Genomic DNA, 15,632 nt, shown 5'->3' on the forward strand with positions numbered 1-15,632 from the left:
GTCTCGACCACGATGCGCACCGCGCCCTCACGGAACTCAGCGTCGTACGGCGGCTTCTTCTTGGACCCCATGAATCCCAACTTCCCCTGCAATCACGGGCTCCACGCTACGAGGGGATGGTCAGGGAACTGAACACAGGGACACGCGCTGAATGCGGTGCGGGCCGCTGAGGGGTGCAGCGCAGCTCTGTGGCGCGTGGCCGGCCGGAGCCGCGCGCCATCAGGTCAAGCGTCCCGGACCCTTGACTCGGAAGGTGCCCGCACCCATCCTCGTCCCATGTCTTGCGCGGGTCATGACAACCTCATGGGTTGGTCAACCGCGCGATCCCGCCGACCGAGGGACGTGGGCCGTGACGCCGACTCGACGCTCGTACCGCCGCAAGAACGTCACCGTGGTGTCGCTGCTACTCCTTCTCGTGGGCCTGGTCCTTGGCCCCACGCCGAGTTCGGCGGCCGGCGACGACTGGTGGGTCCCGGTCGCGCGCCCCGCCCCGGACGCCCGGATCAACGTCACCGGTGAGCCGTTCACCGGCACCGATTCGGCGGGCGAGGTACGCGGGTTCGTCGACGCACACAACCATCTGTTCTCCAACGAGGCCTTCGGCGGCCGGCTGATCTGCGGCAAGGTGTTCTCCGAGGCCGGGGTCGCCGACGCCCTCAAGGACTGTCCCGAGCACTACCCCGACGGCTCCCTCGCGGTCTTCGACTACATCACCCACGGCGGCGACGGCAGGCACGACCCGGTCGGCTGGCCGACCTTCAAGGACTGGCCGGCGTACGACTCGATGACCCATCAGGCGAACTACTACGCCTGGCTGGAGCGGGCCTGGCGCGGCGGGCAGCGGGTGCTGGTCAACGACCTCGTCACCAACGGCATGATCTGCTCGGTCTACCCCTTCAAGGACCGCAGCTGCGACGAGATGACCTCCATCCGGCTGCAGGCGAAGCTGACGTACCAACTGCAGGACTACATCGACAAGATGTACGGCGGCCCCGGCAAGGGCTGGTTCCGGATCGTCACCGACAGCGCACAGGCCCGTGAGGTGATCAAGCAGGGCAAGCTGGCCGTCGTCCTGGGCGTGGAGACATCCGAGCCGTTCGGCTGCAAGCAGGTCCTCGACATACCGCAGTGCGGCAAGGCCGACATCGACAAGGGGCTGGACGAGCTGTACCGGCTGGGCGTGCGCTCGATGTTCCTGTGCCACAAGTTCGACAACGCGCTGTGCGGCGTCCGCTTCGACTCGGGAGGCCTCGGAACGGCCATCAACGTCGGGCAGTTCCTCTCCACCGGCACCTTCTGGCAGACCGAGAAGTGCACCGGCCCCCAGCACGACAACCCCATCGGCACCGCCTCCTCCGCCGCGGAGAAGGACCTTCCGGCGGGCGTGGACGTCCCCGCGTACGACTCCGACGCCCAGTGCAACAAACGCGGCCTCACCGACCTCGGCGCATATGCCGTGCGCGGCATGATGAAACGCAAGATGATGCTGGAGATCGACCACATGAGCGTCAAGGCCGTCGGCCAGGCGCTGGACATCCTGGAGTCCGAGTCCTACCCCGGCGTGATCTCCTCGCACAGCTGGATGGACCTCAACTGGACCGAACGGGTCTACTCCCTCGGCGGCTTCGTCGCCCAGTACATGCACGGCTCCCAGGGGTTCGTCGCGGAGGCCGCACGGACGAAGGCGCTGCGCGACAAATACCACGTGGGCTACGGCTACGGCACCGACTTCAACGGCATCGGCGACCACCCGGCACCGCGCGGTGCCGACGCCCCCAACAAGGTCATCTATCCCTTCAGGAGCGCCGACGGCGGCTCGGTCATCGACCGGCAGACCACCGGTGAGCGCACCTTCGACTTCAACACCGACGGCGCGGCCGACGTCGGCATGATCCCTGACTGGATCGAGGACATCCGGCTCAACGGTGGCCAGGGTGTGGTGAACGACCTGATGCGGGGTGCCGAGTCCTACCTGGGCACCTGGGGAGCGACCGAGCGGCACCAGGCGTCGGTCGACCTCGCCGAGGGCGCGAGTGCCACCGCGAGTTCGTCCGAGTGGAACCCGTTCACCAGCCACCAGCCGGGCCGGGCCGTCGACGGTGACGACGGCACTCGCTGGGCGAGCGACTGGAGCGACGACCAGTGGTGGCAGGTCGACCTCGGCTCAACCCATCGCGTCGGCCGGGTCACGCTGGGCTGGGAGCGCGCGTACGGCAAGTCGTACCGCATCGAACTCTCCACCGACGGCACCGACTGGCAGACCGTCTGGTCCACCACGTCCGGGGACGGCGGACTGGACACCGCCCGTTTCACCGGCACACCGGCCCGCTACGTCCGCATCCACTGCCTGCAGCGCGGCACAGACTGGGGATACTCGCTGTACGAAGTGGGCGTCCACAGCGCCTGAGGTCCGTCACCATCCCCGAGGACACACATGGCACGCATGCCGTCGGCCGAGCGACGCAGACAGCTGACGGAAGCGGCGATCAGGGCGATGGCCCGGGACGGCGTCGCCAGGACGACGACCCGGTCCATCGCCGCCGAGGCGGGCGTGTCCCTGAGCGTCTTCCACTACTGCTTCGACTCCAAGCAGGCCCTGGTCGAGGCCGTCATCACCACTCTCACCGACCACTCGGTGACGGTGGTGAAGCAGGCCCTGCGGCCCAGGTCCACCCTCGTGGAGACCGTCCGGGCCGGCTTCCAGGCGTACTGGGACCACGTCCGCGCCCACCCCGACGAGCACATGCTCACCTACGAACTCACCCAGTACGCCCTGCGCGAGCCGGGTTTCGAGCACCTGGCGCGACGGCAGTACGAGCTGTACGGCGCCGCCTACACCGAGCTCATCGACGGGTTGCGCCGCACCATGGGCCTCCGACTCGCCGTCCCCGCGCCGGTGCTGGCCCGCTACCTGGCCGCCATGACCGACGGTCTGACACTCAACTACCTCGTCCTCGGCGACGAGTCAGCGTGGACCGACATCCTCGACACGGTCACCGCCCACATCGCGAGCCTGGTCCAGGACGACGTCCGCCGGGCCTAGCCTCGGCAGATCCGGGTCAGCAGATACGGGGGAGCTGCTCGCCCAGCGGCATGTCCACGATGCGCCGGGCGCCGACCAGTGTGCGCAGGGTGACCCGCCCTCGCGGTCCCTCCCGCAGCACCTCGCCGATCCGCACCGCCTGCGCCCCCTCGGGCAGCGACCGCAGAGCGGCCAGCGCCCGGTCGGCCGCGCCGGCGTCGACGAAGGCGAGCAGGCAGCCCTCGTTGGCGACGACCAGCGGGTCCAGACCGAGCAGGTCGCAGGCGGAGGCCACCGCCTCCGGCACCGGGACGGCGCTCTCCTCGATCTCCACGGCGACGGAGGAGTCCCGGGCGATCTCGTTGAGCGCGGCGGCCAATCCGCCCCGGGTCGGGTCGCGCAGCACATGGACCGCGGCGCCCAGTGGGGCCAGTTCACGCACCAGCCGGTGCAGCGGCCGTGTGTCGGAGGCGATGTCGCTCTCGAAGCCGAGCCCCTCACGGGTGCTCAGCACGGTCGTGCCGTGCAGCCCGACCGGACCGGACAGCAGGACCACGTCGCCGGAGCGGGCCAGCGCCGCCGAGGGGCACAGCAGTTCGTGCCGCTGCCCGACGCCGGTGGTGTTGATGAACAGCCGGTCGGCCGCGCCACGGCCCACGACCTTGGTGTCCCCGGTGATCACGGGCACGCCCACGTCCTGCGCCGCCTTGCCCAACGAGGCCATCACGGAACGCAGTTCGGTCAGCGGCAGCCCCTCCTCGACGATGAGGGACACGGACAGGGCGAGTGGCCGGGCACCCCGCATGGCGAGGTCGTTGACCGTGCCGTGCACGGCGAGGGATCCGATGTCCCCGCCGGGGAAGAACAGCGGGCTGACGACGAAGCTGTCGGTGCTCATCACCAGGCCGGGGTGGCCGGGCAGCAGCGCGGCATCCTCCAGCGGGCCCGTACCGCCGCCCACGGCGGGCAGCACCAGCCGGTCGAGCAGCTCCGCGGTGAGGCGTCCGCCGGCGCCGTGGCCCAGCAGGACGACCTCGTCCTCGTGGTTCGGGGTGGGGCATCGGATGCTCATGCCGTGCTCCTCGTCGGAGTGCGTCCGGCCGCGTGGAAGGCGGCGCAGGTGCCCTCGGACGACACCATCGGTGCGCCCAGAGGGTGGCGGGGGGTGCAACGAGTGCCGTACGCGGCGCAGTCGGTGGGCAGCCTGGCCCCGGTGAGGATGGCGCCCGCGATGCATTCCGCGTCCTCGACGGGACGCAGCCCGCCCACGTCGAAGCGGCGGGCGGCGTCGAACTGCCGGTACTGCTCGCCGAGTTCGAGACCGCTGTCGGGCAGCGCCCCGATGCCGCGCCAGGCCCGGTCGGTGACCCGGAAGACCGCGCGGACGGCGTCCTGCGCGTAGGTGTTGCCGGAACGCCGCACGGCTCGCACGTACTGGTTCTCCACTCCGGCCCGGCCGTCCTCCAGCTGCCGCACGGCCATCAGGATGCCTTCCAGCAGGTCCAGCGGCTCGAAGCCGGTGACCACGACCGGCACCTTGTGGCGGGCGGCGATCGGCTCGTACTCGGTCCAGCCCATCACCGCGCACACATGCCCGGCCGCCAGGAACGCCTGCACCTCGCAGTCGGGGTCGTCGAGCAGCGCCGTCATGGCGGGCGGCACGAGGACATGGCTGACCAGCATCGAGAAGTTCTCGAGGCCGAGGCGGGCCGCATGCAGTACCGCCATCGCGTTGGCCGGCGCGGTCGTCTCGAAACCGACCGCGAGGAAGACCACCTCCCGATCGGGCCGGTCGGCGGCCAGGCGTACGGCGTCCATCGGGGCGTAGACCACACGTACGTCCGCGCCCCGCGCCCGCAGTGACAGCAGGTCGGTGTCCGTGCCGGGCACGCGCAGCATGTCGCCGAAGCTGGTGAGGATCACGCCGGGCCGGCCGGCGATCGCCATGGCCCGGTCCAGAGTCTCCAGCGGGGTCACGCAGACCGGGCAGCCGGGCCCGTGGATCATCCGCATCCCCGCGGGCAGCAGCTCGTCGATGCCCTGGCGCACCAGCGTGTGGGTCTGCCCGCCGCACACCTCCATGATCCGCCAGGGCCGGGTGGCGGTCTGCCGCAGCTCGTCCAGCAGCCGCCGGGCGAGGACGGGGTCGCGGTACTCGTCGAGGTACTTCATCGGCCCTCCGCCTGCGTCATCGGTGCGTGAGATCGAGCCGGATGTCCACGACCCCCTCCACCGCCCGCACCGCCCGCGCCACCACCGGCACGAGCATCCGGTCGGGCAGGGAGCCGCCCAGCGTCACGACGCCCTCCTTCACGCTCACGGTCAGGGGAGTGGTGACCGGCAACTGGCCGAGCACGCTGTGCCGGATCTCCTGGGCGATCTCCTCGTCGTCACGGAGGAAGACCTTCAGCAGATCACTGCGGCTGACCACGCCCTGCAGCAGGCCGACCCCGTCCACGACGGGCAGCCGCTTGACGTGCCGGCGTGCCATGATCCGGGCGGCCTCGGCCAGCGAGGCGTCGGCGTGCACGGTCACGGCCGGGGCGCTCATCAGCTCGCCCGCGGTGATTGCGCCGGCCTTCCTGCGGTCGGCCGGATCACCCTCCTCGGTGTCCCGGAACTCCTCCTTGGCCATCAGGTCCGCCTCGGATACCACCCCCACGACGCGGCCCTCGCCCGCCAGGACCGGCAGAGCGCTGACCTTCCACTGGTCGAGCAGTTCGACGATCTCCTTGAAGGGCGCCTCACTGCCGACGGCGACGACGGTGTGCGTCATCACATCGCTCACGGTGTACGGAGATTCAGGCATCGCAGCCTCCCGAAATGTCGTGCGAGGTGTCCGATGAGGTACGGACGACCGTCAGGTCGAGGAAGTGGGTGGAGCACGAGATGCAAGGGTCGTGATTGCGGATCGCCCGCTCGCACAGGGCGGTCAACTCGGCGTCGTCCGGGTCGCGTTCGCCGATCGCACGCTGGGTCAGCCGACGCAGGTCGTCCTCGATCGCGCCCTGGTTCTGTGCCGTGGGCGGTACCAGCAGCGCACTGGTCACGAGACCGCCCGCGTCGAGTTCGTAGCGGTGGTAGAGGAGCCCTCGGGGCGCCTCGGTGGCGCCGTGGCCGACGCCCGCGACCGGGGGCACATCCGTGTACGGCTGTGCGGGCGGCTCGTACGCGTCGATGATCCGCAGCGCCTCCGCGACGGCGTACACGCTCTCCACCGCCCGCACCAGGATCGACCGGAACGGATTGCGGCACACCGCGCCCTCGCGCGGATCGCCGAGTCCCGCCTCCACGGCTGCCTCCAGAGCGACCGGCGACAGCCGTGCCCCGCCGATCGCGAACCTGGCGAGGGAGCCCGTGAGGTGCAGCCGTCCGTCCAGCCGCGAGTGCAGCGCCGTGGAGTGCTCCACATGGGTCTCGGCGACATGCTCGGTGAAGTCCCGCACCGGGAAGGAAGCCGTGGTGCCGTCCGCGCGCAGCACCGTCGGCGTACCGCCTTCGATGGCATACGTGTCCGGGGCGGCCAGCGCCAACAGGTCGGCCTCGACGTGACCGTCCGGGAAGTCGAAACCGGCCACCCAGCGCACGGTCTCCCACGCATCGTCCAGCGCCTGCTTCAACTGCTCGGCGAGCGGCCGCAGTTCGGCACGCGTCGGCACCCGGTGGAAGCCGCCCAGCCGTACGTTGACGGGGTGCACGGCGCGCCCGCCGATCAGCTCCATCAGGGAGTTGCCCGCCTTCTTGAGCCTCAGCCCGCGCTCGACCTCCGCCCGGTGGGTGCGGGCCAGCTCGATCGCGCTCGCACGGCCCAGGAAGTCCGGGGCGTGCAGCAGATAGATGTGCAGGACCTGGCTCTCGATCCACTCCCCGCAGTACAGCAGCCGGCGCAGGTCCCGGATCACCGGGTCGGCCGTCACCCCGCACGCGTCCTCGATCGCCGCGCACGCGCTCATCTGGTACGCCACGGGGCAGATCCCGCACACCCGTGCCGTGATGTCCGGTGGCTCGGTGTACGAACGCCCGCGCAGGAACGCCTCGAAGAAGCGCGGCGGTTCGTAGATCTCCAGCCGCGCGTCCGTGACCGTGCCGTCGTGCACCTTCAGGCGCAGGGCGCCCTCGCCCTCGACCCGGGACAGCGAGCCGACGTGCAGGACACGGGATCCGCGGTGCGTCACTTGCCCAACTCCTCGTCGAAAGCAGCCGTGTTGAAGGTGTGCAGGAACCGCTCCACGTCGTCCTCGTCGAGGCCGTCGCGGCGCAGCAGCGGGATCAGCGCCGGCAGGTTCACCGACCCGGACGGGCCGAAGCAGCCGAAGCAGCCGCGGTGGTACGCCGGGCAGAGCGCGCCGCACCCGGCGTGCGTGACCGGTCCGAGGCACGGCGTGCCGTGGGCGACCGTCACACAGACCGTGCCGCGCCGCTTGCACTCGAAGCACACGCTGTGGTTCGGCACGTCCGGCCTGCGGCCGGCGAGGAACGCGGTGATCACCTCGATGAGCTGCCTGCGGTCGATCGGGCAGCCGCGCAGCTCGAAGTCGACGTCCACATGGGCCGACACGGGCGTGGAGGTGGCGAGCGTGGAGATGTACTCGGGGTGGGCGTAGACCGTGCGCCGGAACTCGTCGACGTCCGCGAAGTTCCTCAGGGCCTGGATGCCACCGGCCGTGGCGCACGCCCCAATGGTCACCAGGTGGCGCGAAGCGGCGCGGATCGTCCGGATCCGTTCGGCGTCCTCGGCCGTGGTGATCGAACCCTCGACGAGGGAGAGGTCGTAGGGACCTGGTTCCACCGCGCTGGACGCCTCCAGGAAGTGCGAGATGTCCACTTCGCCCGCCAGCGTCAGGAGTTCGTCCTCGCAGTCCAGCAGGGTGAGCTGACAGCCGTCGCAGGAAGCCAGCTTGAACACCGCGAGCCGGGGCCTGGTCTTCGTGGCGGCCATCTCACAACTCCCTTACGGAAAGCAGGGGTTCCGCGCATGTCCAGTCCACGACGGGACCCGCCCGGCACACCAGCAGGGGGCCGAGCTGGCAATGGCCGCAGTGCCCGGTAGCGCACCGCATGTTCCGCTCCAGGGAGACCTGGATGCGGTCGCGGGGGACACCGAGGTGCGCGAGTTCGCGGGACGTGGCCCGGATCATCGGCTCGGGGCCGCACACGTACGCCGTCGTCTCCTCCGGTTCGAACTGCGCCCGCCCGAGCAACTCGGTGACCACGCCGACGTCTCCGCGCCAGTCGACCTCGGGCTGGTCCACTGTCACCCCGGTGTACGCGGTGGCCCAACTCGCCACCTCCGCCCGGGCGATCAGATCGCTCGGGGTGCGCGCACCGATCAGGACGTTCACGCTCCGGTACGCGGCCGGCTCGGCCAGCACCGCCAGGATCAGCGGCCGCAACGGGGCGAAACCGATGCCGCCCGCCACGATCACGACGTCACGGCCGCGCGCCCGCGCCGACTCCCAGCTGGTGCCGTAGGGACCGCGGATGCCGACGACGTCGCCGACCCGGGCCGCGCACAGCCCGTCGGAGACCGCGCCCACGGAGCGAACCGTGTGTGCCAGACCGCCGGTGGCCTGTACGGAGCTGACGGACACCGGAATCTCGCCACGCCCGAAGGAGTGCACCATCGCGAACTGCCCCGGCAGGAAGTCGGGGAGTGCGGAGCCCACCGGTTCGAACCGAAGCGTGACCGTGTCGGCGGTCTCCGCCCGGCGGGCGACCACCCGGTGGGGCACCGGCACGGCGGTCATCGCTCGTCCTTCGTCTCGTGGACGCCGTACAGATCGACCAGCCGGGCGCGGGCCGCGTTCAGCCGGTGGGCCAGCACCCGGCCGACCCAGTGCTCCACGACACGCCCGAACTCGGGGTCGTCCAGGCACATCAGACGGACGGCGACGGCGTCGAACTCGTAGGCATGCAAGGGCGTCACCGCCTCCGCGCCGAGCTGCCACACGAACGGCTCGTACAGCCAGGACCAGCCGAGGAGATCACCGACGACGAGCGTCTCGACGACCGGCGGGCGGCGGCCGGGGACGTGTATGTCGAGGGCGGCCGTCCCACTGCGGATGATCCAGAACCGGTTCGCGTGCCCGCCCTCCTCGAAAAGGCGGCTGCCCTGCGGGAAGGCGGCCTCGCGGCCGACACGCAGCAGCCGCTCGCGATGTTCGGCAGGCAGGGCGTGGTTCATGCGCAGGGCGATCGAGGGGGGCATCAGTCCGACTCCGTTCCGCGTTCGGCGTCCAGTGCGGCCACTTCCTCCGTGATGTCGATGCCGACCGGACACCAGGCGATGCAGCGTCCGCAGCCCACGCATCCGGTCGTGTCGAACTGGTCGTGCCAGGTCGAGAGCTTGTGGGTGAGCCACTGCCGGTAGCGGCTGCGGGGCGAGCGGCGCACCGAGCCGCCGTGCAGGTAGGAGAAGTCCAGGTCGAAGCAGGAGTCCCAGCGCTGCCAGCGCTCGGTGTGGTCACCGGTCAGGTCGGTGACCTCCTCCGTCGTGGTGCAGAAGCAGGTTGGGCACACCATGGTGCAATTTCCGCAGGTCAGACAGCGCTCGGCGACGTCATTCCAGCGTTCGGCGTCCAGGCTCGCGCCCATCAGGGAGCGCAGGTCGACCGGGGGCAGCGAGCGGCCCATCCGGTCGCGGGCGGCGTCCACGGAGGCGCGGGCGGTGGCCTCCGTGGCAAGGTCTGCGCCGTGGTGCGGAACCCGCTCCAGCAGCCGCGCGCCTTCCTCGCTGCCCACGCGCACCAGGAACCGGTGCCCGTCCTCGTCGACCACCTCGGTGAGCGCGAGATCGTAACCGGGGTCGGCGGCGGGCCCGCCGCCGGTGGAGATACAGAAGCAGGTGGCGCCGGGCTCGGTGCACTCGGCGGCGATCAGCAGCGCACCGCGGCGCCGCGTCCCGTACCCGGTGTCCTCGTACCGGCCGCCGATCAGTACGCGGTCCTGGATGGCGATGGCCCGCAGGTCGCAGGGCCGGACGCCGAGGAAGGCGTACGCCGGGGCCGCGGGCTCGTGCGCGGTGAACGTCACCTCGCCCTCCGCCGTCCGGTCGGCACTCCACAGCCGCTCCCGGGACGGGTGCAGGAAGTTCTTCCAGGACTGCGGTCCCGCGCTGTGCGCGAAGGCGGCACCGTCCTCGCGCGGCACCAGCCGGTACCGCCCGGCCTCCAGCTCCACACCCCAGCCGTACGGCAGGGCATCCGCCGAATCCAGCTCGGACAGCACGATCGCACCGTCGCGGACGGTCGGCCCGACGACGGTCCGTCCGTCTGCCACCAGCACCGCGACCAGGGCACTGAGCCCGTCCCGATCGAGGGCGGCCGGGGCTGCGCTCATGTCGCTCCTCCTCGTCGCTGGTTCCACTCTCAGCTTCTGACGGCGCCCGCCACGTGAGGCAGGGGCCAATTGGCCCAGCCGCACAAGCCGACCGGACCTGCAACGCCCCGAAAGGGGCGCGGGGCTGTATCGGTGTGCGGCTCCACCGCGAGGCGCGTTCAGCCACAGACGGCCGCGGCCGACACACCCTGCGGCCGGCCGCTCTGCCGACCGGGCCTAGGGAAGGGCCTCGCCCAGTTCCCCCTCGACGGCCCCCGCCATGACCCGCAGCACGGCCAGCGTCCGCCGAGCCTCCGCTTCGTCGACCAAGGTGATCGCAAACCCGACGTGCACGATCACGTACGACCCCACATCCGCTTCGGGCGTACAGCTCAGACAGACCTCGCGCCGTACCCCGCCGAAATCCACCGTGGCCATCCGCAGCCCCGCATCGTCGTGGATCTCCACCACCCGCCCCGGGATTCCCAGGCACATAGTTGCTCACCTCTCCCCGGCCAGCCGCGCGGCAGCGACCGCCGCCTGGCCGTAACTGATGCCGCCGTCCCCGACCGGAACCTGACCGCCGACGAGCACCCGCAGCCCCTGCGCGTGCAGCCGCCGCCTCACCTCCGTCAGCAGACGGCGGTTGACGAAGCAACCACCGCCGAGACACACCGTGCGCGGCGCGCCCTCGGCCACGGCCCGCGCGACGAGCTCCGCGGTGACGACCCCGAGCGTCAGATGGAACGCCGCGGCCAGCCGGGCCACCGGCTCGCCGCCCAGCCGCCGCTCCAGCAGATCGGCCAGCGTCGGCGCGGGGTCGTACACCCACAGGCCTTGCGCCCGGACCACCCGATGGGCGAGGGCCGCGACGTGCTCGGTGCCCGCGGCGGCTTCCAGCAGGACGGCCGCCTCGCCCTCGTAGCCGGCCCGGTCGCACAGCCCCAGCAGCGCGGCGACCGTGTCGAACAGCCGGCCGGCGCTGGAGGCGCGTGGGCAGTTCACGCCCCGGGCGACCATCGCGCGCACGGCGGCGACCTCGGCCGGATCGAGCCGGTCCGTGAAGGCCCGGGTGAGCCAGGGATACGGACGCGGGGAGCCCAGCGTCTCCGCGCCGAACAGATGGCCGAGCGCCGTGCGGGAAGGATGGCGTACCGCCGCGTCGCCGCCGGGCAGGGGCGCGGTCGCGAACCTGCCCACGCGGCGGTAGCCGCTCAGATCGGCGACGAGGATCTCGCCGCCCCACAGGGTGCCGTCGTCGCCCAGCCCCAGGCCGTCGTAGGCGACACCGAGGAAACGCCCGTGCATGCCGTGCTCGGCCGCGCAGGCGGCCACGTGTGCGTGATGGTGCTGCACCGGAATGAGGCGCAGCGGCTGCGTCTCGGCCCACTGCGTGGACAGATAACCGGGGTGCAGGTCGTGGGCGAGGACCTCCGGTTCGATGCAGGTGAGCCGCTTGAGGTGCTCGTACGACGCGAGGAACGCTTCGTGGGCAGCCAGGTCGGCCAGGTCTCCGGTGTGCGGGCCGAGATGGGCCCGGCCGTCGGCGGCCAGCGTGAAGGTGTGCTTGAGCTGGGCGCCGACCCCGGCGACCGGCTCGCGGACGGACAGCGCCAAGGGGGCGGGAGCGAGCCCGCGGGCCCGGCGGACCGTGATCCGGATCCGCCCGGTGAACTGCACCACCGAGTCGTCGTAGCGCGAGTGGATCGGCCGGTCGTGGGTGAGGAAGCCGTCCGCGACGGCGGCCAGCGTGCGCCGGGCCTCGGTGTCGTCGACGGCGATCGGCTCGTCGCTGAGGTTGCCGCTGGTCACCACGAGAGGGCGGGCCAGCTCGTCGAGGAGCAGGTGGTGCAGGCCGGTGGTGGGCAGGAACAGGCCCACGCGGGTCAGGCCGGGGTGCACCTCGCGGGCGAGCGGGGCGGCACCGTGCCCCCTGCGCCGGGCGAGCAGTACCACCGGACGCTCCGGGGACACCAGCGCCTGCCGCTCGGAGGCGCTGACCCGCGCCAGGCGGGCGGCCGCGTCGAGGTCGCGGACCATGACGGCGAACGGTTTCCCCGGACGGTACTTGCGGCGCCGGAGCTCCGACACGGCCGCCGGATCGCCCGCGTCGCACACGAGCTGGTAGCCGCCGAGACCTTTCAGCGCGACGATCCCACCCGCCTCGACGGCTTTCACCGCTGCCCGCAGCGCCTCTTCTCCGCGCAGGTCCTCCCAGGCCAACCGGGGACCGCACAGGGGGCAGGCGACAGGTTCGGCGTGGAAGCGCCGGTCGCCCGGATCGGCGTACTCGGCGGCGCACCGGGCGCACAGCGGGAAGCGGCGTATGGTGGTGCGGATCCGGTCGTAGGGCAGGTCCTCGATGATCGTGGCGCGCGGTCCGCAGTCCGTGCAGTTGATGAACGGGTAGCGGTGGCGGCGGTCGCGGGGGTCGTGCAACTCGGTCAGGCAGGCTTCGCAGATCGCCGCGTCGGGCGGGATCTCACGTGGCGCGGTGTCCTCACGGGCGGGCGCGCTGTGTCGTACCTGGAAACCCGGGCCGTACACCTGCTGGGGCGTGCCGGCGGTCAGCCGGACGTGGCGGACCCGGGCGAGGGCCGGCGCGTCGGTGCGCAGCCGGACCGCGAACTCGTCGATGGTGCCCCGCGGGCCGGCGACCTCGCCCTCCACATGCCCGTTGACATTGGCCACCCAGCCGTCCAGGCCGAGCGCGGACGCGGTGCGGTACACGAACGGGCGGAAGCCGACGCCCTGGACGATCCCCTCCACACGGAAGCGCCGCACGGTCATGCCGGCCTCCTGGCCGCGGTCTCCCGGTGCCGGTCGAGCTCGGACTCGACGGCCCGGACGAGGGGTTCCACGGCGTCCTCGACGGCGGGGGAGAGGCCGGTGCCCAGCGCGCTATCGGCGCCCTCCACCGCATACACGACGAGGTGATCGGGCAACACGCCCAGGACGCGCGCGAGTTCGACGGCCTCACCCAGGCCAAGGCCGTGCGAGCTGGTCGTCGGCGGCTGCGCCATGAGGCCGCTGTCGAGTTCCAGGCGGTGCACGCGGCCGGGCGTGCCCGGGTGCGCGTGGGCGGCGTCCACGACCACTGCGAGATCCGCACCCTCCCACAGCCCGATCAGCCGTCCGGGGTCACCGTCGCAGGTGGCGAGCACGGTGCCCGGCTGCGGGAGCTGCCGCTGCGCGGCCCGCTCCCGCAGCCGGGCGAGGACGGTCCAGCCCACGCCGTCGTCGCGCCGGAACTCGTTGCCGACGCCGATCACGGCGATCCGAGTACGTGTCCTCATGGTCCTCACAGTGGGCCGACGCCATCCGGCCCCACAGGGGCCGAACGACCCAAGCGCCGGGGCCGACCCTCCCCTGATCATGCGGGGACGACGGCCACCGGGCAACGGGAGCGCTCCAGCAGGTCCCGGAGCGTGGCACCAGGGGCGGAGTTCCGACCGAGCACCACCAGTTCCGCACCTTCCGAGGCATGGACCAGGGCGTCCGCCGGGGTGAAGAGCACGACGTCCTCCAGGACGTCGACGTCCGGATACTTCGTCCGCCACGGCCGCAGCACGTCGGACAGCAACTGCACCTCGTGGTCCTCCCAGGTGGCGCGGTCCTCCTCCAGGACGGGGAACGGCGAGGCGGCGGCGGACGCGGGCAGCCTCCAGCCGTAGACCGCATGGAGACGTGCACCGCGCAGCCGGGCCTCCTCGAAGGCGAAGTCGAGCGCGCCGCCGAGCGGGTCCCGGACGTCGACGCCCACGGTCACGCCGGCGGACGTGCGGGGCGGGCCGACGTGCGGGCCGGGGACCAGGACCACCGGTCCGTCGGCCCTCTCCGCCAGGGCCGCAGCGGTGGCGCCCACCCTGTTCCCAGCGCCACCGCCCTCGCCGCGCAGGCCGAGCACGACCAGCTCCGCCTTCTCAGCCACGGCCCGCAGCACCGGGGCCGGAGTCCCGGTGTGGCTCTCGCCGCGCACCCGCAACGCCGGGTGCCGCTCGACGAGTTCGGCCACCACGTGGTCCGCCACGGCCGCCGGCCGGTAAGGCCACTGCTCCACCGGGTCCAAGGGGGCCGGAGGTTCCACGTGCACCACCCGCAGGGGCAGTCCGCGCAGCAGCGCCTCGCGCGTCGCCCACTCGGCCGCGGCACGGCTGCATGCCGACCTGTCGACACCGGCGATGATCACTCGTTGCATGGTGTGCCGCCTTCCGAGCCGGGGTCTCCTCACCCTCGCCGTCCGCCCCCGGCGTGCGCAGGGGCCGAACGGACCCGGTTGGAGACCTGGCGGCCCATACCTGCCGGTAGGCCACGGTACGAAGCTGGCAGCGAGGAGCAGTCCGAGCGCAGGAGGTGCGCACCATGCTTCCGCCCGTCATCGCCGGAGTCGACGGATCCGCCGAGAGCCTCGCCGCCGCCGAGTGGGCCGCCCGCGAGGCGGTACGCCGCGGCCGGCCACTGCGGCTCGTGCACGCCTGGAACTGGCACCCCCGCCAGGAGGGCGGGGAGATCGCCACGGCCGCTCAGCGGCACCTCGCACAACGGTCCCTGCGCCAGGCGGAGGAGCGCATCCGCCGTACCTGCCCCGCCGCGAAGCTCGAGGACGAGCAGGTCGAGGGCCCGGCGACCGCGGCCCTGCTGAAGGCGGCCGACCAGGCCGACCTGCTGGTACTGGGTTCGCGCGGCCTCAGCGGTTTCACCGGGTTCCTCGTCGGCTCGGTCGCGCTGGGTGTGGTGGCCGGAGCGGGCCGGCCGGTCGTCCTCGTCCGGGCCGGCGAGGAGGCCGCCGACGAGCATCTGCCGGACGAGGACGGCGCCGCGTCCACCCGCACCCGGTACCGGGACGTCGTCCTCGGCATCGATCTCGCCGACCCCTGCGACCAGGTGATCGAGTTCGCGTTCGAGGAGGCCCGGCTGCGGCGCTCGCAACTGAAGGTCGTGCACGCCTGGCAGCAGCCCTCCCCGATCGGGCTCGGCTCCGGGGACATCGGTCTGGTGAACCGCCCGGACCGGGCCGAGGAGTGGCTCGGCTTCCTGACCGCCGTACTGCAGGTGTGGCGCGAGAAGTACCCGGGGGTCGAGGTGGCCGAGACCGTCGCCGAAGGCCGCCCGCCGGCCGTGCTGGTGCGGGCCGCGTCAGGGGCGAGCCTGCTCGTCGTCGGCCGCCGCAGGGCGGGGCGGCCCACCATCCCCCGGACCGGCCCGGTCGCCCACGCCGCGATTCACCACGTCGGCTGCCCCGTGGCCGTCGTACCCCACGACTGACCGCGCACGACCGACCAACGCCTGAGAG

The 15,632-nt window shown here is 72.1% G+C and carries 15 protein-coding genes; 3 read left to right on the forward strand and 12 right to left on the reverse strand.

Going from position 1 to position 15,632, the window contains the following annotated elements; all coding sequences use genetic code 11:
* The first annotated feature begins 349 nt into the window (after positions 1-349).
* Both LJ657_RS29240 and LJ657_RS29245 read left to right on the forward strand, forming a co-directional pair.
* Entirely contained in the window at positions 350-2,407 is a 2,058-nt protein-coding gene (locus tag LJ657_RS29240) for a galactose-binding domain-containing protein (protein WP_232651833.1), read from the forward strand.
* A 27-nt stretch (positions 2,408-2,434) separates the two neighbouring features.
* Positions 2,435-3,043 carry a TetR/AcrR family transcriptional regulator gene (locus tag LJ657_RS29245; RefSeq protein ID WP_232651834.1) on the forward strand — a complete coding sequence of 203 codons (609 nt, stop codon included), beginning with the start codon at positions 2,435-2,437 and terminating at the stop codon, positions 3,041-3,043.
* A gap of 16 nt (positions 3,044-3,059) precedes the next feature.
* Here LJ657_RS29245 and hypE read toward each other — a convergent pair whose 3' ends face one another.
* From hypE to LJ657_RS29305, 12 genes are all read right to left on the reverse strand, one after another.
* The gene (gene hypE, locus LJ657_RS29250) at positions 3,060-4,094 is read right to left on the reverse strand and encodes a hydrogenase expression/formation protein HypE (protein WP_232651835.1); all 1,035 of its coding nucleotides are present in this window, start codon (positions 4,092-4,094) and stop codon (positions 3,060-3,062) included.
* A complete protein-coding gene (gene hypD / locus LJ657_RS29255; RefSeq protein WP_232651836.1) occupies positions 4,091-5,194 on the reverse strand; it encodes a hydrogenase formation protein HypD in 1,104 nt (367 codons plus the stop codon). The genes hypE and hypD overlap by 4 nt, the downstream gene beginning before the upstream one ends.
* Positions 5,195-5,210: 16 nt before the next feature.
* Positions 5,211-5,831, reverse strand: a complete 621-nt coding sequence (locus LJ657_RS29260; RefSeq protein WP_232651837.1) for a CBS domain-containing protein — start codon at positions 5,829-5,831, stop codon at positions 5,211-5,213.
* Positions 5,824-7,197, reverse strand: coding sequence for a Ni/Fe hydrogenase subunit alpha (locus LJ657_RS29265; RefSeq protein ID WP_232651838.1), 1,374 nt, complete (start codon positions 7,195-7,197; stop codon positions 5,824-5,826). The genes LJ657_RS29260 and LJ657_RS29265 overlap by 8 nt, the downstream gene beginning before the upstream one ends.
* A complete protein-coding gene (locus LJ657_RS29270) occupies positions 7,194-7,961 on the reverse strand; it encodes an NADH-quinone oxidoreductase subunit B family protein (protein WP_232651839.1) in 768 nt (255 codons plus the stop codon). Before LJ657_RS29270 ends, LJ657_RS29265 begins: the two co-directional genes overlap by 4 nt.
* Position 7,962: 1 nt before the next feature.
* Positions 7,963-8,769, reverse strand: coding sequence for an FAD/NAD(P)-binding protein (locus LJ657_RS29275; RefSeq protein WP_232651840.1), 807 nt, complete (start codon positions 8,767-8,769; stop codon positions 7,963-7,965).
* Positions 8,766-9,230 carry a Crp/Fnr family transcriptional regulator gene (locus tag LJ657_RS29280; RefSeq protein ID WP_232651841.1) on the reverse strand — a complete coding sequence of 155 codons (465 nt, stop codon included), beginning with the start codon at positions 9,228-9,230 and terminating at the stop codon, positions 8,766-8,768. The genes LJ657_RS29275 and LJ657_RS29280 overlap by 4 nt, the downstream gene beginning before the upstream one ends.
* Positions 9,230-10,360 carry a 4Fe-4S dicluster domain-containing protein gene (locus LJ657_RS29285; protein ID WP_232651842.1) on the reverse strand — a complete coding sequence of 377 codons (1,131 nt, stop codon included), beginning with the start codon at positions 10,358-10,360 and terminating at the stop codon, positions 9,230-9,232. The genes LJ657_RS29280 and LJ657_RS29285 overlap by 1 nt, the downstream gene beginning before the upstream one ends.
* Before the next feature lie 216 nt (positions 10,361-10,576).
* Positions 10,577-10,834 carry a HypC/HybG/HupF family hydrogenase formation chaperone gene (locus LJ657_RS29290; protein ID WP_232651843.1) on the reverse strand — a complete coding sequence of 86 codons (258 nt, stop codon included), beginning with the start codon at positions 10,832-10,834 and terminating at the stop codon, positions 10,577-10,579.
* 6 nt (positions 10,835-10,840) lie between these two features.
* Complete coding sequence (hypF, locus tag LJ657_RS29295) at positions 10,841-13,129, reverse strand: carbamoyltransferase HypF (protein ID WP_232651844.1); 2,289 nt, start codon at positions 13,127-13,129, stop codon at positions 10,841-10,843.
* Positions 13,126-13,635, reverse strand: coding sequence for a hydrogenase maturation protease (locus LJ657_RS29300; RefSeq protein ID WP_232651845.1), 510 nt, complete (start codon positions 13,633-13,635; stop codon positions 13,126-13,128). The genes hypF and LJ657_RS29300 overlap by 4 nt, the downstream gene beginning before the upstream one ends.
* Before the next feature lie 77 nt (positions 13,636-13,712).
* Positions 13,713-14,537 carry a universal stress protein gene (locus tag LJ657_RS29305; RefSeq protein WP_232651846.1) on the reverse strand — a complete coding sequence of 275 codons (825 nt, stop codon included), beginning with the start codon at positions 14,535-14,537 and terminating at the stop codon, positions 13,713-13,715.
* 164 nt (positions 14,538-14,701) lie between these two features.
* Here LJ657_RS29305 and LJ657_RS29310 point away from each other — a divergent pair, with 164 nt between their 5' ends.
* Positions 14,702-15,604, forward strand: coding sequence for a universal stress protein (locus LJ657_RS29310; RefSeq protein ID WP_232651847.1), 903 nt, complete (start codon positions 14,702-14,704; stop codon positions 15,602-15,604).
* Positions 15,605-15,632 lie beyond the last annotated feature (28 nt).

The organism is Streptomyces guryensis, from assembly GCF_021261325.1.
Taxonomy (GTDB): Bacteria; Actinomycetota; Actinomycetes; order Streptomycetales; family Streptomycetaceae; genus Streptomyces; species Streptomyces guryensis.